Here is a 19,533-nt window from a genome sequence, read left to right as displayed (position 1 = left end):
ATGGCATTACGAGAGTTCCTCAACGGTATCGAGCACCACTTCGAAAAAGGTGGTAAGTACGAGCGCTGGTATGCGCTCTACGAGGCGGTCGACACGATTTTCTATTCGCCGGGCCATGTGACGTCCACCACGTCTCATGTCCGCGATGGTATCGACCTCAAGCGCATCATGATCACGGTCTGGCTCTGTGTTTGGCCTGCAATGTTCTTCGGTATGTGGAATATCGGTTTCCAGGCGAACACCTTCCTGGCCGCCACTCCGGATGCCGTGATGGCCGACGGAGGCTGGCGCGCCGCCTTTATCTCAGCACTGGCGGGCAACGATCCCGGTAGTCTTTGGGATAACCTGGTTTACGGTGCGGCCTACTTCCTCCCGGTCTACGCCGTGACGTTCGTCGTCGGTGGTTTCTGGGAAGTGGTGTTCGCCACGGTCCGCCGACACGAGGTTAACGAAGGCTTCTTCGTCACTTCTATCCTGTTTGCGCTGATCTGCCCGCCGACGATTCCGCTCTGGCAGGTGGCCCTGGGTATCACCTTCGGTGTGGTTATTGGCAAGGAAGTGTTCGGAGGTACCGGCAAGAATTTCCTCAATCCGGCGCTCACCGGTCGTGCTTTCCTGTATTTTGCGTATCCAGCGCAGATTTCCGGCGACACTATCTGGACCGCAGTTGACGGCTTCAGTGGTGCAACCGCATTGAGCCTGGCGGCATCCGGCGGCATGGATGCGGTGAGGGAGACCATGACGTGGGCACAGGCATTCTATGGCACGATCCAGGGATCGGTCGGCGAAACCTCCACGTTGGCTGTCTTGATCGGTGGCATAGCGTTGTTGGTGATGAAAATCGCCTCCTACCGCATCGTCGGTGGCGTCATGATAGGCATGATCGCCACGACCCTGCTGCTTAACGCTATCGGCTCGGAGACCAATCCGATGTTTTCTGTGCCGGCGCATTGGCATCTGGTTATCGGTGGCTTCGCCTTCGGCATGATGTTCATGGCGACCGACCCCGTGTCCGCTGCCATGACCAATTCCGGTAAGTGGGCCTTCGGTATTCTTGTAGGCTTGATGACGGTGCTTATCCGCGTGGTCAACCCGGCCTTCCCGGAAGGCATCATGCTTGCCATCCTATTCGCCAACCTGTTCGCGCCGCTGATGGATCATTTCGTCGTGCAGGCCAACATCAAACGGAGGCTCGCCCGTGGCTAAGAAGAAGGAAACCGTTAGTCGTACGGTTGTCGTAGCCCTGGCGCTGTGCATCGTCTGCTCGGTCATCGTTTCGACCGCTGCCGTTGTGCTCAAGCCGGCTCAAATAACCAACCGTAATCTCGACATGAAGACCAACATCCTGGCCGCGGCCGGAATGTTGGAGCCTGGCGCCAGCGCCGATGACATCGAGTCGCAGTTCCAGAGATTTGACGTCAAGCTGGTCAACCTGGAGTCTGGTGCCTATGTCGACCCGCAGTCCATTGGCCTGAAGGACGCGATGTCCTACGATCAATACCGCGCTTCGGCTGATCCCGAGATGTCCGAAGATATTCCGTCCTCCGAAGATAAGGCGGGTATCAAGCGTCAGGCCAATGTCGCCAAGGTGTTTGTGCTTCAGGACAACGGCGAACTCAAACGCGTTGTCCTGCCGATCCACGGCTACGGGCTGTGGTCTACACTTTACGGTTTTGTCTCCCTGGAAGGGGATGCGAATACCATCGAGGGGCTAGGCTTCTACGCCCACGCTGAGACGCCTGGCCTGGGTGGCGAAGTGGACAACCCGAAGTGGAAGAGTCAGTGGGTTGGCAAAAAAGTGTACGGCGAGAGCACGCAAGAGCCGGAGATCCAATTGGTCAAAGGCGGCGTCGATTCCAGTGCGCCGGATGCGGAGCATAAAGTGGATGCCCTTTCCGGCGCCACGCTTACAAGCCGTGGTGTGCAGCAACTGGTTAACTTCTGGATGAGCGAGCGTGGTTTCGCGCCCTACCTCAACAAGCTTCGCGAAGGGGAGGTCTGACCGTGGCGGATGTAACTGCAAAACAGGTTCTTTTCGAACCGATTTTCAATAACAATCCTATCGCTTTGCAGATACTGGGTATCTGCTCGGCGCTTGCGGTAACCAGCAGCCTGAGCGTCACACTGGTCATGTGTGCCTCGGTCATCGCGGTGACCGCGTTTTCTAACCTCTTTGTTTCCGTGGTGCGCTCGCAGATTCCGAATAGCATCCGGATCATTGTGCAGATGACAATCATCGCGTCGCTGGTAATCGTTGTTGACCAGATCCTCAAGGCCTACGCCTATGAGATCAGTAAACAGCTCTCGGTGTTCGTGGGCTTGATCATTACCAACTGTATCGTCATGGGCCGCGCGGAAGGTTTTGCTATGCAGAACGGGCCGTTGCTGAGCTTCCTCGACGGCATCGGTAACGGTCTGGGTTACTCGATAATGCTGATCGTCATTGCCTTTTTCCGCGAGTTGCTGGGCTCCGGCTCGCTGTTCGGTGTCGCGCTAATGCCCGTGGTGAACGATGGTGGCTGGTACGTCCCGAACGGCCTGATGCTGCTACCGCCGAGCGCATTCTTCATTATCGGGCTGTCGATCTGGGCATTGCGTGCCTGGAAGCCGGATCAGGTCGAAGCGCCCGATTACCGCATGTCACGGCATAAAGTTAAGGAGGCCTTCTGATGGAGCATTACATCAGTCTGATCCTGAAGGCCGTCTTCGTTGAAAACATGGCGCTGGCGTTCTTCCTGGGGATGTGTACCTTCCTGGCCATATCCAAGAAGATTGAAGCCGCGCTGGGTCTCGGTATTGCCGTTATCGTGGTGCTGACGTTGACCGTTCCGGTGAACAACCTGATCTACAACAACGTGCTTCGCGAGGGCGCGTTGTCCTGGGCGGGTTTGCCCGAGGTAGATCTAAGCTTCCTGGGACTGCTGACGTACATCGGTGTGATTGCCGCGATGGTCCAGATCATGGAAATGGTTCTGGACAAGTACATTCCCGCGCTCTACGCCGCCCTGGGTGTTTTTCTGCCGCTAATTACCGTGAACTGCGCCATCATGGGTGCCTCACTGTTTATGGTCGAGCGTGATTACACCTTGGGCGAGAGCTTGGTCTACGGCTTCGGTGCTGGGCTGGGCTGGGCGCTGGCGATTGTCGCGCTAGCAGGTATCCGTGAAAAGCTGAAGTACAGCGACGTCCCTGAAGGCTTGCGTGGCCTGGGCATCACCTTTATTACGGTGGGGCTTATGTCGCTTGGCTTCATGTCGTTTTCCGGTATTTCTCTGTAAATCATCCGGTACACGGTTAATAACGATTAAGGCGAGACCATGAATACAGAAATTATTCTCGGCGTGGTCATGTTTACCGTCATCGTGCTTGCACTGGTGGCGGTTATCTTGGCTGCCCGCTCCCGGTTGGTAAGTACCGGCGATGTGATGATCGAAATCAATGACGATCCCCAACATACCCTGAAGACCGAGGCCGGTGGCAAACTCCTCGGTACGCTTGCGGGTAATGGCATATTCTTGTCTTCCGCCTGTGGCGGCGGCGGTACCTGTGCGCAGTGTAAGTGCAAGGTTTTCGACGGCGGTGGTTCCATGTTGCCGACGGAGAAGACCCACTTCACCAACCGTGAGGAGCGCGAAGGCTGGCGTCTATCCTGCCAGGTGCCTGTGAAGCAGGACATGAAGATCGAGGTTCCCGAAGAGTTCTTTGGCGTGAAGAAGTGGGAGTGCGAAGTGGTGTCTAACCACAACGTGGCCACCTTCATCAAGGAACTGGTCCTGAAGCTGCCGGAAGGCGAGGAAGTCGATTTCCGAGCCGGCGGTTACGTACAGCTTGAATGCCCTTCCTATGAAGTTAACTTCAAAGATTTCATCATCGAGGAAGAGTTCCACGAGGATTGGGATAAGCACGATATCTGGCGCTACAAAGGCGTAAACAAGGAAGAAGTGATTCGCGCGTATTCCATGGCGAACTACCCGGAAGAAAAAGGCGTTCTTAAGTTTAATATCCGTATCGCCACGCCGCCGCCGGGAACCGACCACTCGCCTGGACTCATGTCGACCTACGTCTTCAACCTGAAACCGGGTGACAAGGTCACGGTGTTCGGCCCGTTCGGTGAGTTTTTCGCCAAGAAGACCGAGGCTGAAATGGTCTTCATCGGTGGTGGTGCGGGCATGGCGCCCATGCGCTCTCATATCTTCGATCAGCTCAAGCGACTGCAGTCCAAGCGAAAGATCAGCTTCTGGTACGGTGCGCGGAGCGTTCGCGAGATGTTCTACGTCGAGGACTTCGACCAGCTGGCCGAGGAAAACGACAACTTTGAATGGCACGTGGCGTTGTCCGACGCACTGCCGACGGATAACTGGGAGGGCCCAACCGGCTTCATCCATAACGTGTTGTATGAAAAGTACCTCAAGGATCACCCCGCGCCTGAGGACTGCGAGTACTACATGTGTGGGCCGCCCATTATGAACGCATCCGTGATCAAGATGCTGAAGGATATGGGTGTCGAAGACGAGAACATCATGCTGGACGACTTCGGGGGTTAATACGGCTGCATGAAATCCAGCATGATTTGGCCCGCCTTGGTGGCGCTGCTTTGCAGCGCGGCCCTGGCGGGCTGTTCGTTTGAGGCTGAGCAGGAAGTCTGGGAGATCAGCGGCCCGGTGTTCGGGACTCAGTATCATGTCAAGGTCGTGTTGACGGACGATGAAGGGCGCCTGGAGGATCTAGCCGGAGGTATTACGGGTACGCTGGAAGACGTTGACGAGGCAATGTCCACTTGGCGAGAGGATTCGGAATTATCCCGCTTCAACAGCCACGAGCAGCAGGGTGACTGGTTTCCGGTATCCGATCCGTTATTCGAGGTGTTGGCTGAAGCTCAACGCATCAGCCAGCTCAGCGACGGCGCTTTCGATATTACGGTTGGACCGGTGGTTAATCTGTGGGGGTTTGGCCCCGAAGCACGCCCGGACCAGGTGCCGGAGGACGACCTGCTGGCCACACGATTGGCGAACACTGGCTATGAAAAGTTGGAGTTGAATGCATCGGATAAGGCGATTCGCTCCGATGACCCGCTCTATCTGGACCTTTCAGCAATTGGAAAAGGGTACGCCGTCGATGCAGTGGCTCGCTATCTGAAGGATGCGGGTATTGACGCGTTTCTTGTGGAAATCGGTGGCGAGGTGAATGCAAAGGGGCGCAAGCCTGACGGCGACGTGTGGCGTTTGGCCATCGAGAAACCGGTCTCCCGTGAGCGCACCGTACAACGCATTGTCGCTCTGGAGAATCGTGCTATGGCGACATCCGGCGACTACCGTAATTATTACGAGGCCGATGGGAAACGGTATTCTCATACCATCGATCCGGCGACCGGGCGACCGATCAAGCATCGCCTGGCTTCAGTCTCGGTCATCGCCGAAGACAGCATGACGGCGGATGCACTCGCGACGACGTTCAATGTCATGGGCGAGGAACGGGGCTACACATTTGCAGTCCAGCATGACATCGCCGCATACTTTATTTTTAGGGGCGAAAATGGGTTTGAAAGCAAGTACACGCCCGCCTTTTCGTCTTATTTGATGGATTAACGGAGGGTACGATGGGTACGTTTCTTCTAGTACTGGCTATTGTCGCGTTCCTGTTGGTCGGCATGTCCATCGGCGTGATCATGGGCCGCAAGCCTATCAGTGGCACTTGTGGTGGTATCGGGGCCCTGGGTATTAGCGGTGCCTGCGAAATCTGCGGCGGTGACCGTAATAAGTGTGAAGAAGAGAACGACGGTGTTGCCGCCTCATCATCCAGCGCTGAAGCCTTGAGCTACGATGCAGCAGAACGGAAACCTAATTAGCCGTTAGGGCAAAAATCACGAAGGAATAAGGAGTTACTGCGCCTATGGCAGAGCATCACTACGACGTCGTCGTTATCGGCGCCGGTCCATCCGGTGAGGGTGCGGCAATGAATGCGACAAAGCACGGCAAGCGCGTCGCTATCGTCGAGGATAAGCCCACCGTTGGCGGTAACTGTACCCACTGGGGCACCATTCCTTCCAAAGCATTGCGTCATTCGGTTAAGCAGATCATAACCTTCAATACCAATGTCATGTTCCGGGATATCGGCGAGCCACGCTGGTTCTCTTTTCCGCGCGTATTGCAGAACGCCGAGAAGGTTATGGGCAAGCAGGTCAAACTGCGTACGCAGTTCTATGCCCGCAACCGGGTCGATCTGTTTAACGGGCGCGCCCATTTTCTCGATGAGCATCGCATCGAAGTGCGGGGCGGCAAGAGCGAAGAAATTCTCAACGCAAAATCCGTGGTAATCGCAACGGGCTCGCGGCCATATCTGCCGCCGGATGTTAATTTCCGGCACCACCGCGTCTATAACAGCGACTCTATCCTCAAATTATCCCACACACCACGGACCCTGATTATCTATGGCGCAGGTGTCATCGGCTGCGAATACGCGTCGATTTTCGCTGGGCTGGGGGTCAAGGTGGACCTGATCAATCCAGGGAGCCGGCTGCTTACTTTCCTCGATGACGAGATCTCGGACGCGCTGAGCTACCATTTACGCAACAATGGCGTTCTGGTGCGGCACAACGAGCAGTACGAGGCCGTCGACGGCGATGATCATGGCGTGATCCTGACCCTCCAGTCCGGCAAGAAAATTCGCGCCGATGCGTTTCTCTGGTGCAACGGCCGGGCCGGTAATACCGATAAGCTGGGCCTGGAAAATATCGGGCTGGAACCCAACGGCCGCGGCCAGCTTGCCGTGGACGAACACTACCGCACGTCGGTTCCGCATATTTATGCGGCAGGGGACGTTATCGGATGGCCGAGTCTGGCTAGTGCCGCCTACGACCAAGGGCGTTCGGCGTCTTCCGACCTGATGGGCGATGAGTATTTCCGGTTCGTATCGGATGTACCCACCGGCATTTATACCATTCCGGAAATCAGTTCGGTGGGTAAGACCGAGCGTGAGCTGACCGAAGCCAAGGTGCCTTATGAAATAGGGCAGGCTTTCTTTAAAGATTTGGCTCGGGCGCAAATCACAGGTGAGGCGGTGGGCATGCTGAAAATCCTGTTCCACCGTGAAAGTCGCGAGATTCTGGGGATTCACTGCTTTGGGGATCAGGCGGCGGAAATCGTCCATATCGGTCAGGCGATTATGAATCAGGAAGGCAAGGCCAACTCACTGAACTACTTTATCAATACGACCTTTAACTACCCGACAATGGCGGAAGCCTACCGGGTCGCGGCGCTAAACGGGTTGAATCGGATATTCTAAGGTGCCCTTAAAAGCGAAAGGCCGGTGGGATGAAATATTACCTCCGGCCTTTTTGGCTATAAATCCGCTTTTCCCGACTCAAGTCGTTCCCGCAATGGATTCCGGATCTTTCTCCACCCGCTTGGGCATTCGGGACACGCAGTTGGCAGACCGGTTGTCGAAATACATCAGTGTACTGGTGGGATAATCGGTAATGATGCTGTCGACGCCCATCTTTTCCAAGTCCAGCATGTCCTGGATGCGGTTTACCGTCCACACTGACACATGCAAGCCTTCCTTGTGCGCTGCTTCGACGACGGCGGTGGAACACAGGCGTGCGTTCAGGCAGAGATAGTCGCAACCCAGCCGTTTGGCACTCTTCACCGGATTGGGAAAGCGTTTGTCGAACACCAGCCCGGTACGAATGCTGTGGTCCCGGCGTTTTGCTTCGCGCAGGAACCAGGTGTTTGACGACGTCAGCGCCGTGCGGTCGTACCAGTGGTTCTTCTGAATAAGTTCGGCCAGCCGGTTGCATAGCGCATTCATCCGTTGGCGATCGTCGCTTTTCACTTCCAATTGCATGTGAACGAAATCCGGGCAGCTGTCCAGGACTTGACGAAGGCTGGGCACGCCGCACGGCTCGGACCAGCGAGCGGTGTTCTGCCGCGCGTCGAGTTTGGATAGGGCCTCTGTCGTCATCTCACCAACTTTGCCCTCGACACCGGTTGTGCGCTCGGTCGTGGTGTCATGAATGACAACGGGTTCCCCGTCGGCGGACAGGAGAACATCCATTTCGAAATGGCGCACACCGTGTTTGTAGGCGTGTCTGAAGCTTGGGAGGGTGTTTTCTGGGGCTTCTCCCTTTGCTCCGCGGTGACCGTAGATAATCATCAAGCGATAGTCCCGTAATCTGTTGAGGCTCGGGAAGATATAAAGGCCGCGCGTATAAGCGCAGCCGTCTGAATTTTGAGATCGGAAGGCCGGGTTTAGGTCCGGTATAGCGTCCGCCGCTTTTTCCAGAGTTCGTGGCAGAGCGACACATCCTCCAGGAACGCTGGGAGTTCATCCATCGTTAGCGCCTGCGGACCATCGACCAGAGCCTTTTCCGGTCTGGGGTGAAAGTCCACCAACACCATATTAGCCCCGGCAATCACGCCTTGAGCCGTGGCATGCATCACGTCGGGTATGCCATCTGGCGCCCGGTCCCGGCTTCCCACGGAGTGGGAGGGGTCGATACAGACGGGCATCCGGGTGAGCCGCTTGACCGCCGGCACATGGGCGAAGTCCACCATATTGCGGTGGGGCTGGCCGGCCTCGGTCTTCATCCCTCGCAGGCAGAAGACAACGTTGGCATTGCCTTCGCTGGCCAGGTATTCCGCTGCGTTGAGCGACTCGTTCAACGTAATGCCGAAGCCTCGCTTGAGCAGTACCGGATATTCTTTCTGCCGGCCGATGGCTTTGAGCAGCTCGAAGTTCTGCGTATTTCGTGTCCCCACCTGGAGCATGACCCCTGTCGGACGCCCCAGCTTTTCCAGGCAAGTATCGATTTCCTCGATGTGACTTTCGTGGGTGATTTCCATGGCAATCACCCGTATGCCGTACTTGCCGGCGTATTCGAACACATACGGCAGGCAGGCTTCACCGTGGCCCTGGAAGGAGTACGGATTGGTGCGCGGCTTATAGGCGCCCATGCGGGTGCAGGTTTGCCCGTGCTCGGCCAGCGTCTTCATCATGCGGTCGACGTGTTCCGGCGTATCCACCGCGCAGAGTCCTGCAAAAACATTGAAGTTGTGCTGGTCGAAATCCACACCGTTGTAACTGAAACCGGTTTGGCGCTGGTCATCCCTGTGTCGGCCGAGGATACGGTAATCGTCGGAGATCCGGACGGCCCGTTCTACCGCGGGTAAGGCTTCGATTTCCTCTTTGGTGAGAGATTTGGTATCTCCCAGGAGGTAGACTTCTGTCAGCTTTTGGTGCGCACCCTGGATTTCGTGAACCCGCACCGAAACGCCGGGCAGGTTCTCCAAAAAGCTCATGGTGTCGCGATAGGCGTCGCTGTCCAGTGGCGTATCGGGATGAAGAATGGCTAGCATGGCGGCTCCTTCAGGATGACATCGCCCTCTCGGCCCGATGTCGGCATTCCATGTATTCGCGGTGATTGAGATGAAGCAGCTCGGCAACGCGCCGCACCAAATGCTCTTCGTACTTATCGATACGGCCGTCGGCAAAGGCCACGCGCCAGATGCTTTCCAGAATGTCAGCCTTGCCGGCCTGATCGAGGCTGGCATTGAGCTGCTCGGTAAACTCGTAGAGCGAGGTGGCATCCTCGGCATGAGCGCGAGCGTCGGCGAGTATCGCGGTTGCCTCTTCCCGGGTAATTTCCTGGGAGCGGATGGCGCAGTCTACAATCGTGTTCAGCTCTACATCATCTTCCGACTGGTCCACCCGGGCGAGTTGCACCATTAGAGCGGTGGCCGCTATGGCCAGTTGTTTCGGATCATGTTTCTCCGGCACGCCTTCGGCGCCACCGGAGAACAGCTTTTTCAGAGCATCAATCATCGTCAGGCCGCTCGGGCAAGCTGCCGCACACGTTGTTCCAGTTCGATCTGGTCGGCAGCAAATTTACGAATACCTTCGGCCAGCTTCTCCGTGGCCATGGCGTCTTCGTTCATCAGCCAGCGGAAATCGGTTTCTTCAAGGCTGATCCGTGGTTCTACCTTACCGGTAGACTCCGGCGAGAGGATACGAGGCAATTTGCCTTCGTCATTCTGCAGGGATTCCAGCAGAGCGGGGCTGATGGTCAGGCGGTCGCAGCCGGCTAGCTGCTCGATCTCGTCAGTGTTACGGAAACTGGCACCCATGACAACCGTGTCGTAGCCGTGCCCCTTGAAGTAATTGTAGATACGGGTCACTGAAAGCACCCCCGGGTCTTCATTGGGTGGGTAGGCGGTTCTGCCCGTCGCCTTGAGATTCCAGTCCAGTATACGCCCGACGAAAGGGGACACCAGGAAGGCTCCAGCGTCGGCGCAGGCGGCGGCCTGGGCGAAGGAAAACAGCAGGGTGAGATTGCAGCGAATGCCTTCTTTCTCAAGGATTTCAGCAGCACGGATGCCTTCCCATGTCGAGGCTATCTTGATCAATACCCGGTTGGTAGGGACACCGATGCTGTCGTACAGCTCAACCAAGCGGCGGGCCTTAGCCACCGTCGCTTCAGTATCGAATGAAAGACGCGCATCCACTTCGGTGGAAACGACCCCGGGAATCAGCTCGAGAATCTTCTGCCCAGCCAAAACCGCCAGGTAGTCTGTGGCGATGCCTAGCTGTTCGACGTCCGATCCCGGCTGGCTCTGGGCGTAATTGATCGCGGCATCCAGCATGGGACTGTAGGCTGGAAGGTCGGCCGCTTTGAGCAGCAGGGAGGGGTTGGTGGTGGCATCAACCGGGCGCCATTGGGCAATAGCTTCCAGATCACCGGTGTCGGCCACCACGGTGGTCATGGCTTTGAGCTGATCGAGTTTACTCATGGTGCAAATCGTCCTGAATGTCGGTACGCGGACACAGCGGGCGCTGCGGCCATTCCAGTGTTTCTGGATCTACAATAGCGATCTGCCCGCAGCGGAACAAGAGCCTGACGTGGCTGTAATCGCCTCGTCACAGAGCATGAGAATAGGTTGGCAATGCTGAGGAAGACTGGAGGCCTCAGACAGTCTCCACGTGGGCCTTCGATGCGAGAGCAATTTCGCGCGCTGTTTCTGGCCGCTTTTCCGTTGCCGTCATATCTTCCAGCGCTTTCTCCAGTACCTCCTCCGGTACTTTCGCCATGGCCTGTTCGATGACCTCCACACCTGACCCCGGACGGTGGGCATTCTCGCTGATGTGACGACGGAACTGGCGCCCACCTTTGCAGCCGTGGAAGAGCCCCATGACATGCCGGCTGATATGGCTCAGGAAAACTCCGCGATCCAGCTCTGACTGAATATAGGGCAGCATGGCCCTGAGAATGTCGTGCCGGCTCTTGCTAAGCGGTTGGCCGCCATAAAGCTCGGCGTCCACCTGGGCTAGCATCCAGGGGTTCTGGTAGGCCTCGCGGCCGAGCATGACGCCATCCACGTGCTGGAGATGGTCGTGGCACTCGTCCAGCGTTTTGATGCCGCCGTTGATAATGATCTCCAGATGCGGATAGCGGCGCTTCAGGGCATAGACCCAATCGTACTTCAGCGGCGGAATGTCCCGGTTTTCCTTCGGGCTCAAACCTTCCAGCACGGCAATTCGGGCGTGGACAATAAACGTAGTGCATCCGGCGGCGGCCACGGTTTCGACAAACTCGCAAAGCTGATCGAAGGACTCTCGTCCGTTGATACCGATGCGGTGCTTGACGGTAACCGGAAGACGGGTGGCTTCGCGCATTGCGGCCACGCCCTCGGCGACGGTTTGCGGATGGCCCATAAGACAGGCGCCGATCATGTTGTTCTGCACGCGATCACTGGGGCAGCCGACGTTCAGATTGACCTCGTCGAAGCCGAAATCCTCGGCCAGGCGTGCGCACGTGGCCAGCTCCGCCGGGTTGCTGCCGCCCAGTTGCAAAGCCAAGGGATATTCGGCTTCGTGATGGCGCAGAAAGCGCGCTGTATCACCATGAATCAAAGCGCCCGTGGTCACCATCTCGGTATAGAGCAACGCTCGCTGGGAGATCAGCCGGGCGAAATAACGATATGCGGGTGTGGTCCAGTCCATCATCGGGGCGACTGAAAAACGCCGATTAACGTTGTGGGGTTGGGACGCACTGTTCACTGAAACCATTGAGACGCCTGTGTTCGATACCGGATTCATGGAGGTCGGGCGCCGAATTATAACGCGTTGATCGCTGAATAAAAATTGACCCCATGGCGGGATGTGAAGGCCACGCTAGACGTCGAATGCTGTTAAGCTGCCTTTTTTCAGCGGGTTGCGGCCATTAACCCCATTATTGATAGAGTCATTAGCCCCCATTATCGATACAAGGAGTGGCGTCGGTGGATGTACTGATACAGGCCCTGGTGCCGGTTTTCGGACTGATCCTGCTGGGTCATCTTCTGCGCCGGGTGCGGTTTCCTGGCGACGGGTTCTGGCCCATGGCGGAACGGTTTACCTATTACGTGCTTTTCCCGCCGATGCTGCTTTACAAGCTGGGCAGCGCCCATATTCCATCATCGGCGTACGGCGACGTGGCGTTGATTGTGGTGGGCATGGCGCTGACCATGACGCTGTTGCTCGCCCTTGCACAGGTCTTTATTCGCTGGCCGGGTCCGGTTTTCAGTTCCGTCTATCAGGGCTCGATCCGCTTCAATACGTTTGTCGGGCTGGCCGCTGCGGGATTGCTGATGGGGGATGAGGGACTGTCGCTGTTTGCGGTAGCCGTCGCCATCAACGTGCCCATGCTGAACCTGCTGTGCATTGTCATGTTTGCCATCGTTGTGGGGCAGGGCCCGGTCAGGCTGGCTCCGACGTTTAGGGCGATTGTGACCAACCCATTGATTATCGGTTCGGTGGCTGGTGCCGTCTGGGGCTATATCGGCATCGGATTTCATCCGGTGATGGCCCGGTTTCTCGAGCCACTGAGCGACATGGCCCTGCCGCTAGGCCTATTGACCGTTGGGGCGGGGCTTCAGCTCAAGGGATTGCGTAGCGCCTCCTTCCCGTTTCTGGCGGCGACATCGCTCAAGCTGTTCGCTTTTCCCCTGATTACCGCGACTCTCGCTTGGCTCGCCGGCGTCGAAGGTCTTCTGCTACAGGTTACTGTGCTGCTGGCTGCGCTGCCAACGGCGTCTTCGGCCTACATTCTGGCGCGTCAGTTAGGCGGTGACGCGCCCTTGATGGCGGGGATCATCAGTGGCCAAACGCTGCTGGCCATCCTGACCATGCCGTTAATGCTCAGCTTGTTGGGGTAGGCAGGAGAGTGCGGCATCGGCCAAGGACTGCTGAAATTCAACATAGCCGTTGGCGGTTTCCGGAATATCGGATGCCAGAGGATCCCACGTACTGATGGTTAATCCTACGTCCTCGGTGAGACTCTGCCACCAATCCCGCTTGAACTGGGGCTCGGTCAGCAAGCAGGGCTGATTGGCGTTGCGTAGCCTCTGCTGGATCGTGTTGATGTGTCTCGCGCCGGGCGTTTGCTCGGGCGATGGCGTCAGGGCTCCCGCAATGTGGATCCCATAGTGCTCGGCATAGCGGCCAAAGGCCTCGTGGTAGGTGAATATATCGATGCCGTCTAGCTGGGCCAGCTCCGGACGTAGGCTTTTTTCCTGGTCCTGTAGCGCTAGCGCCAGGCCATCGAGTCGGCGGTTGATGGCGTCTTTGTTATCGGGATCGAGCTGCACCAGGCGGTCGCGAATCGTTTGGGCCATCAACAGGGCCAGTTCAGGGTCCAGCCACACGTGTGGATCGACGCCGCCGTGGTCGTGTTCGCTTTCATGCCCGTGCCTGGAATGGTCGTCGTGGTTGTCCTCTGGGTGCTCATGGTTATGTGCTTGTTGGGCCTCGTCCGCTGGCATCAATGGCTGTACGCGTGACGCCAGCTCCGGATTTTCCAGCAGTCGCTGCAGAAACGTTTCCATGGCGGGACCAACCCAAAGGATCAGATCGGCCTCGGCAAGCGCGCGGCGGTCCGATGGCCGCAGCTGGTAGGTGTGCGGGCTGGCACCGGCCGGAATGAGGGTGGTGATCTGGGTGTTTTCGGGGGCGATGGTCTTTGTTAGCAGCGCTATCGGTTTGATCGATGTGACGATCCGTAAGGTCTCTTGCGCCGTTGCTAAGGAAGCGAAGGCAACAAGAAAAAAGGCGGCAGAGAACTGAAGCAACCGTTTGCGCATGACATTCATCCATCTGAAAATTTTCGCAATGTTATAATGTAACAAAAAAGAAGTAAACGACCTGAGCTTGGCGCGACTCGACACCAGGTCTGGATTTCGTCCGTCATGCGAATAGCACCACATGACGCTATAATGTGCGCTTCGAATTCACTAAGCCGGCAGCCGATAGCTTAAGGCGCCGTCCGTTCACAGGATTCTTTCATGACCGTTCGTACCCGCATTGCGCCGTCGCCCACGGGTGATCCCCACGTTGGCACCGCTTACGTTGCTTTGTTCAATTTGTGCTTTGCACGTCAGCACGGTGGACAGTTCATCCTTCGTATCGAAGACACGGATCAGGCTCGAAGCACCGACGAATCCGAGCGGGACATTCTCGATGCATTGCGCTGGCTGGGATTGGAGTGGGACGAGGGCCCCGATGTCGGGGGCCCGCACGGTCCTTACCGCCAGTCCGAGCGGAAGAATGACTACCGCGCTTATGCCGAAGCGCTGGTGGAGAAGGGGCATGCTTTTTACTGTTTCCGCACACCGGACGAATTGGAGCGCATTCGCGAAGAGCGCAAAGCCCAAGGGCTGAACCCTGGCATCAAGGGCGATCTGGAGCTGCCGGATAATGAGGTCAAGCGCCGTATGACGGCCGGCGAGCCTTATGTGATCCGCATGAAGGTGCCGGATGAAGGCGTTTGTGTCATCGACGACATGCTGCGTGGCCAGGTGGAGATCGACTGGCAGCAGGTGGACTGCCAGATTCTACTGAAGTCAGATGGCATGCCCACCTATCATCTGGCGAATGTGGTGGACGATCACCTGATGGCTATCACTCACGTCCTGCGAGGCGAAGAGTGGATCAATTCAGCGCCCAAGCACCAGCTACTGTACGCATACTTTGGCTGGGAGATGCCGGTGTTGTGCCATCTGCCGCTACTGCGCAATCCGGATAAGAGCAAGCTATCCAAACGCAAGAACCCCACCAGCATCAATTTCTACGAGCGCATGGGCTTCGTTCCTGAAGCGGTGCTCAACTATTTGGGGCGTATGGGCTGGTCGATGCCCGATGGGCGCGAGAAGTTCAGCCTGCAGGAAATGATCGATAGCTTCGACATTCAGCGGGTATCCCTGGGCGGACCGGTCTTCGATGTCGAGAAATTGCGCTGGTTGAACGGCCTATGGCTGCGCGAAGATCTGGACGACCAGGCCTTCGTCGAGCGCCTGCAGAAGTGGTGGTTTAATCGTGAGTCGCTTGAGGCGCTGGTGCCGCACATCCGCGGACGCGCGGAAGTCTTTAGCGACGTGGCGCCTATGGCCAGTTTCATGTTCTCGGGCATCCTGAACCTCAAGCCGGAGGATTTCGCTCACAACAAGCTGGAGGAGGGCGGCGTGAAGCGTGTCCTGCAGTTTGCCTTGTGGAAGCTGGAGGCCGAACGGCATTGGACCAAGGACGCCATCTTCGCCGATGTTAAAGGTCTCGCTAAATCAATGGGTCTGAAGATGGGGGATTTCATGTTCCCGATTTTCGTGGCAATTGCCGGTACGCCGAATTCATGGTCGGTCATGGATTCCATGGCGCTGCTGGGTCCTGATATGACTCGGGCGCGTCTTCGCCATGCGCTGCAGGTTCTCGGTGGCTTCTCGAAAAAGGAGACCAAACGGGTCGAAAAGGAGTACGCCGCACTGGGCGCCGACTAGGCGATTTCCGCAACTGCCGCCAACGCCGGGAAAAAAAATCGAAACCAGGGGTTGACGACATGGGGGGGTATCACTAATATACGCCTCCGTTGACGGGGCCATAGCTCAGCTGGGAGAGCGCAACACTGGCAGTGTTGAGGTCAGCGGTTCGATCCCGCTTGGCTCCACCAATTTTACTAGTCCCCTTCGTCTAGTGGCCTAGGACTCCGCCCTTTCACGGCGGCAACAGGGGTTCGAACCCCCTAGGGGACGCCACTTCGGAAAGTTGTTCGTAGAACGCTTTCCCGTTCCAAGACCGGTTTAGTCCGCCGGTTGACGGAAATAAAGAAACCGCCCGAATATGTGGCGGTTTTTTTATGCCTGGAGTTTGGCCGCATGTTTCTGACTGGCGAATTAACCGCACGGCACACTAGCTTGCGTTTGCCACCTTTTTGAGCCATTCCACCCCAAAGCGCACACCAAAGCCCTGCAAGTCAGTCGGTATCTGCGCCAGCCCTCCCGGATGGGTGCCGGAAGAGGCCATATCCACGTGAACCCAGCCGATGTCTTTGTCGACGAAACGGCCCAGTAAACGTGCTGCGTAGATGTGGTCACCCGGCCCTTTGGTCCTGCATTGCAGGGTATCGGCGACTTGCGACTCCAGATCCTCATCGTAATCGTCTTCATAGGGAAACGGCCAAACTCTTTCACCGCAACGCTCACCCGCCTGAATGAGAGGCTCGACCCAGTCACGGCGATTGGTTATCGCACCCGCCATTCGTTGCCCCAGGGCAGCGACGACCGTACCCGTTAGGGTTGCGTAATCAATGATCGCGCGTGGTTTTCCCCGGGATATCAGCGCGAGGGTATCCGACAGCACCATTCGACCCTCAGCATCGGTGTTGATTAGCTCGATTGTGGTTCCATCCAGGGCGGTAATGACATCATTACACTTCACCGCCCGGGATCCGATATGGTTTTCCGCCAACGCCAGCCAGCAATCCACAGGTTGGTCGAAGTTCATGCGGGTTATGGCCAGAAAGGCACCCAGTGCCACGGCACTACCCTGCATATCGCCGTGCATGCCCAGCATACTGCCGCCCACTTTCAGGTTGCTGCCACCGGTGTCGAAACAGATGCCTTTGCCAACCAGTGCGAGCGGTTTCCCTTCAGCCCCCGGCGGGCGGTATTCCATGTGAAGTATGCCTGCGTCCCTGACCGGGCTGGCTTCGACAACCGAAAGAAAGGCGCCAGCACCCAATTCCTCCAATTTATCCCGGTCATAGAACGCCGCTGTCCAGCCTTCCCGGTGGGCAAGTGATTCGGCAAATTCCCGATAGATACCAGGCGTCAGATAATTGCCCGGCAAATGGGTTAGCCAGCGGGCCAGGTTATTGCCTTCGGCCGTTGCTTCGACATACCCAAAGTCAGCGTTACCGAGGCTCCCGAAATAGTTCATGGCTTTCAGGTTATTTGTCTCGGAAGCCTTGCCGGTAATTTTAGGCAACTGGAAAAGCGCTGCATGGGCCGCAGCCAAGAGGGCCTCAGCCATCGCACCTGCGGCCACCTCATCATTAAGCAGGCAAAGAACATTTATCTCGTCCAGCCGGTCCGCTATCAGGGGCCCAATAACTTTGCGCGCCAGAGTCAGCGCCTTGAATGTCTGAAGTTGTTCCGCCACGAACACAACCACCGCCCTCTCACCCCCAGGCATGGAGAGAAACACCGGGTTGGCCGTTTTCGGATGGGCCGAAAGACGCTCTCCCAGATCGTCAGACCAAGGCGTATTCTCTATTACTTTCCGGTCAGCATCAGGCACCAGGAGAACCACACCTGAGTTGGGTTTGAAGTCCCAGTCAGAGGGAACCGGTTGGTCTTTCTGGAGCGACAGTGAGGATGATCCGGGGAATTCGGGCTTCATGCGTGAAGCTCCTTCTGAAAGGGTTATAGGTACAAGTATAGTTGGTTATTTGTTGCGCACAGGTCTATACATCAACCTTGACAGCACGAATTTTGCCGCACTGCGCATCAGGAAGGGACTTCCCTGAATATGAAGGCATTTACGAATCCCGTTGGTTCCGGAACCCTCTGGTCCCACAACCTCACCACTGACAGCTTTGTGGCAACCGGTCTGACGTCGCCGGAAATGCCAAGCCATAACTGGGACCTATACTCAGAGCCAGATACGGCTACACTGGTTCATGTAGCGGCCACACTAGCAACACGAATCAGTCATGTGAACCGCTCATGGGTCTGGCAGACATCTATCCGTTCGCACTCTCGGAAGCAGCCCATCGCAAACTTGCCTTTGTGCACGACGGGTTACGCCGTGGCGCCCAAGGGCTCTGATCTGAAACGTTTTTCCAAAGGGATTTCAGCGTTTTGTTGCGTAAATAAAAAGGAGAGTACCTGATGACCGTTATGCCTGAATCTGAACTATCACAGGAAGTCCTGGCCTGGCGCGATCCGGAAATGCCCTCGGTCAAAGGCACCGAGACCCCGAAGGATCCGAACAAGGGCTATATCGCCCTGCTCGGCTGGAGCGTTAATGCCGTCAAGGCGGCACAGAATTTCGATCGTCGCTACATTGTGGTCGCACCTGATTGGGCCGCGGATTTTTGCGCCGCCAACAACATACCGTTCATTCCATGGGATTTTATCCGACTGAATGACCGGTCCATGGAGATTGCTACAAGGCTGAAAGAAGAAGGCGTTGATGCTGCCGTCCCGTTGTTTGAAGAAACGGTTGAGTGGTCCGGTGCGATCAACTCTGTCCTTATGGACAATCCTCGCATGTATGGGCAGTCTATTCTGTTCCGTGACAAGGCCCTGATGAAGCGCCGCGCTCAGCTTGGCGGTATCCGCGTCGGTATCTTCGAGGAGGCCCACGAGAAAGAGGACATCGTCCGTTTCATGAAGCGTGTTAACCAGACACTGCTCAAGCTCGATGGCGACCCTGACGATCCGATTCACGTCAAGGCCTTCGACAAGGCGGGCTGCCTGGGTCACCGGATGATCCGCACGGTGGAGGAGATTGACCAGATTCCGAACGAAGAGTATCCGCTGCTGATGGAAAGCCACCTGAGTGGCTGGGAGTTCGCGGTTGAAGCCTGGATCCACGATGGAAAGATCCAGTTCCTGAATATCTCGGAATACGTCACCCTGGGCTATTCGGTATTCGTACCTGCCACAAAAGAACTGGAAAGCTGGCGGGAAGCGATTACCAAACAGATCGAGCTGCTAATCAAAACCTTCGATATCAAGTTTGGTCAGATTCATCCCGAGTATTTCGTGACCAGTGACGGCACCATGTACTTTGGCGAGGTGGCCTATCGCCCGCCGGGGTTCAAGGCCTTTGAGCTGATTGAGCGGGCTTATGGTTTCAGTGCCTACCAGGCGACCATGCTGGTTTTCGATCCAAAGAGCACGAAGGAAGAAGTCGCTGCGTTCTTCCCCAAAGAAGTCGAGGGCGCGAAAGGTTACGCCGGCTGCTTCGGTGTCTATCCCCGCCGCCGCGTGGTCAGCAAGCTGGAGATGCCTACAGAGTGCGTTGACCATCCGTACTTTGATTTTCACGAGCTGGTGCCACCGGCCGAGGAGACCGTTCCGGACCGGAACGCCTTCGGTACCCACTGGGGTCTGGTGTTCTTCTTCGGGGATGACCCCATCAAAATGCGGGATTTGCTGAAATCCCAGGAGGACCTGGACTTCTACGTCTAGTTAAAAACTGGCCAGTAATTCCGGAGCGGCGCCTGTC

At 56.8% G+C, this 19,533-nt stretch carries 18 protein-coding genes and 2 tRNA genes; 13 read left to right on the top strand and 7 right to left on the bottom strand.

Annotated features, from left to right (window positions below):
- From FXO11_RS12115 to sthA, 8 genes are read left to right on the top strand one after another with little or no spacing between them, the layout of a single operon-like run.
- Positions 1 to 1,206 carry an NADH:ubiquinone reductase (Na(+)-transporting) subunit B gene (locus tag FXO11_RS12115; RefSeq protein WP_148863211.1) on the top strand — a complete coding sequence of 402 codons (1,206 nt, stop codon included), beginning with the start codon at positions 1 to 3 and terminating at the stop codon, positions 1,204 to 1,206.
- Complete coding sequence (locus FXO11_RS12110) at positions 1,199 to 2,002, top strand: Na(+)-translocating NADH-quinone reductase subunit C (protein WP_148863210.1); 804 nt, start codon at positions 1,199 to 1,201, stop codon at positions 2,000 to 2,002. The genes FXO11_RS12115 and FXO11_RS12110 overlap by 8 nt, the downstream gene beginning before the upstream one ends.
- Before the next feature lie 2 nt (positions 2,003 to 2,004).
- Entirely contained in the window at positions 2,005 to 2,670 is a 666-nt protein-coding gene (locus FXO11_RS12105) for an NADH:ubiquinone reductase (Na(+)-transporting) subunit D (protein WP_148863209.1), read from the top strand.
- Positions 2,670 to 3,278, top strand: coding sequence for an NADH:ubiquinone reductase (Na(+)-transporting) subunit E (gene nqrE / locus FXO11_RS12100; protein WP_148863208.1), 609 nt, complete (start codon positions 2,670 to 2,672; stop codon positions 3,276 to 3,278). The genes FXO11_RS12105 and nqrE overlap by 1 nt, the downstream gene beginning before the upstream one ends.
- Before the next feature lie 39 nt (positions 3,279 to 3,317).
- Entirely contained in the window at positions 3,318 to 4,544 is a 1,227-nt protein-coding gene (gene nqrF / locus FXO11_RS12095; RefSeq protein ID WP_148863207.1) for an NADH:ubiquinone reductase (Na(+)-transporting) subunit F, read from the top strand.
- A gap of 21 nt (positions 4,545 to 4,565) precedes the next feature.
- The gene (locus tag FXO11_RS12090) at positions 4,566 to 5,585 is read left to right on the top strand and encodes an FAD:protein FMN transferase (RefSeq protein ID WP_227545886.1); all 1,020 of its coding nucleotides are present in this window, start codon (positions 4,566 to 4,568) and stop codon (positions 5,583 to 5,585) included.
- Positions 5,586 to 5,596: 11 nt separating this feature from the next.
- Positions 5,597 to 5,845, top strand: coding sequence for a (Na+)-NQR maturation NqrM (gene nqrM, locus FXO11_RS12085; RefSeq protein ID WP_148863205.1), 249 nt, complete (start codon positions 5,597 to 5,599; stop codon positions 5,843 to 5,845).
- 44 nt (positions 5,846 to 5,889) lie between these two features.
- Positions 5,890 to 7,281 carry a Si-specific NAD(P)(+) transhydrogenase gene (gene sthA, locus FXO11_RS12080; RefSeq protein WP_148863204.1) on the top strand — a complete coding sequence of 464 codons (1,392 nt, stop codon included), beginning with the start codon at positions 5,890 to 5,892 and terminating at the stop codon, positions 7,279 to 7,281.
- A gap of 78 nt (positions 7,282 to 7,359) precedes the next feature.
- Here the strand turns inward: sthA and FXO11_RS12075 are convergent, their stop codons facing one another.
- From FXO11_RS12075 to dusA, 5 genes are all read right to left on the bottom strand, one after another.
- Entirely contained in the window at positions 7,360 to 8,151 is a 792-nt protein-coding gene (locus FXO11_RS12075) for a glycerophosphodiester phosphodiesterase (RefSeq protein ID WP_148864900.1), read from the bottom strand.
- Positions 8,152 to 8,246: 95 nt separating this feature from the next.
- The gene (locus tag FXO11_RS12070; RefSeq protein ID WP_148863203.1) at positions 8,247 to 9,353 is read right to left on the bottom strand and encodes a 3-deoxy-7-phosphoheptulonate synthase; all 1,107 of its coding nucleotides are present in this window, start codon (positions 9,351 to 9,353) and stop codon (positions 8,247 to 8,249) included.
- A 10-nt stretch (positions 9,354 to 9,363) separates the two neighbouring features.
- Positions 9,364 to 9,819 carry a tellurite resistance TerB family protein gene (locus FXO11_RS12065; RefSeq protein ID WP_148863202.1) on the bottom strand — a complete coding sequence of 152 codons (456 nt, stop codon included), beginning with the start codon at positions 9,817 to 9,819 and terminating at the stop codon, positions 9,364 to 9,366.
- Positions 9,820 to 9,821: 2 nt separating this feature from the next.
- Positions 9,822 to 10,784, bottom strand: a complete 963-nt coding sequence (gene tal, locus FXO11_RS12060; protein ID WP_148863201.1) for a transaldolase — start codon at positions 10,782 to 10,784, stop codon at positions 9,822 to 9,824.
- A gap of 175 nt (positions 10,785 to 10,959) precedes the next feature.
- Complete coding sequence (gene dusA / locus FXO11_RS12055; RefSeq protein ID WP_227545885.1) at positions 10,960 to 12,060, bottom strand: tRNA dihydrouridine(20/20a) synthase DusA; 1,101 nt, start codon at positions 12,058 to 12,060, stop codon at positions 10,960 to 10,962.
- A 212-nt stretch (positions 12,061 to 12,272) separates the two neighbouring features.
- On the opposite strand from dusA, the gene FXO11_RS12050 reads away from it, so the two are divergent.
- A complete protein-coding gene (locus FXO11_RS12050; protein ID WP_148863200.1) occupies positions 12,273 to 13,187 on the top strand; it encodes an AEC family transporter in 915 nt (304 codons plus the stop codon).
- Here FXO11_RS12050 and FXO11_RS12045 read toward each other — a convergent pair.
- Positions 13,164 to 14,111 carry a zinc ABC transporter substrate-binding protein gene (locus tag FXO11_RS12045; RefSeq protein WP_148863199.1) on the bottom strand — a complete coding sequence of 316 codons (948 nt, stop codon included), beginning with the start codon at positions 14,109 to 14,111 and terminating at the stop codon, positions 13,164 to 13,166. The genes FXO11_RS12050 and FXO11_RS12045 overlap by 24 nt on opposite strands.
- 201 nt (positions 14,112 to 14,312) lie before the next feature.
- Between FXO11_RS12045 and gltX the strand changes: the two genes are divergently transcribed.
- The 3 genes from gltX (at position 14,313) to FXO11_RS12030 (ending at position 16,052) form a co-directional block, all read left to right on the top strand.
- Complete coding sequence (gene gltX / locus FXO11_RS12040) at positions 14,313 to 15,797, top strand: glutamate--tRNA ligase (RefSeq protein ID WP_148863198.1); 1,485 nt, start codon at positions 14,313 to 14,315, stop codon at positions 15,795 to 15,797.
- 94 nt (positions 15,798 to 15,891) lie between these two features.
- Positions 15,892 to 15,967, top strand: a tRNA-Ala gene (locus FXO11_RS12035).
- 9 nt (positions 15,968 to 15,976) lie between these two features.
- Positions 15,977 to 16,052: transfer RNA gene (locus tag FXO11_RS12030), tRNA-Glu, on the top strand.
- A 154-nt stretch (positions 16,053 to 16,206) separates the two neighbouring features.
- Here the strand turns inward: FXO11_RS12030 and FXO11_RS12025 are convergent.
- Positions 16,207 to 17,697, bottom strand: coding sequence for a M17 family metallopeptidase (locus tag FXO11_RS12025; protein ID WP_148863197.1), 1,491 nt, complete (start codon positions 17,695 to 17,697; stop codon positions 16,207 to 16,209).
- Between the two features lie 491 nt (positions 17,698 to 18,188).
- Here FXO11_RS12025 and FXO11_RS12015 point away from each other — a divergent pair, with 491 nt between their 5' ends.
- Entirely contained in the window at positions 18,189 to 19,496 is a 1,308-nt protein-coding gene (locus FXO11_RS12015; RefSeq protein ID WP_148863196.1) for an ATP-grasp domain-containing protein, read from the top strand.
- Positions 19,497 to 19,533 lie beyond the last annotated feature (37 nt).

This window comes from Marinobacter fonticola, from assembly GCF_008122265.1.
Classification (GTDB): domain Bacteria; phylum Pseudomonadota; class Gammaproteobacteria; order Pseudomonadales; family Oleiphilaceae; genus Marinobacter_A; species Marinobacter_A fonticola.
The sequence above is the reverse complement of the archived record's forward strand: the minus strand, read 5'-3'. Positions and strand labels throughout refer to the sequence as shown.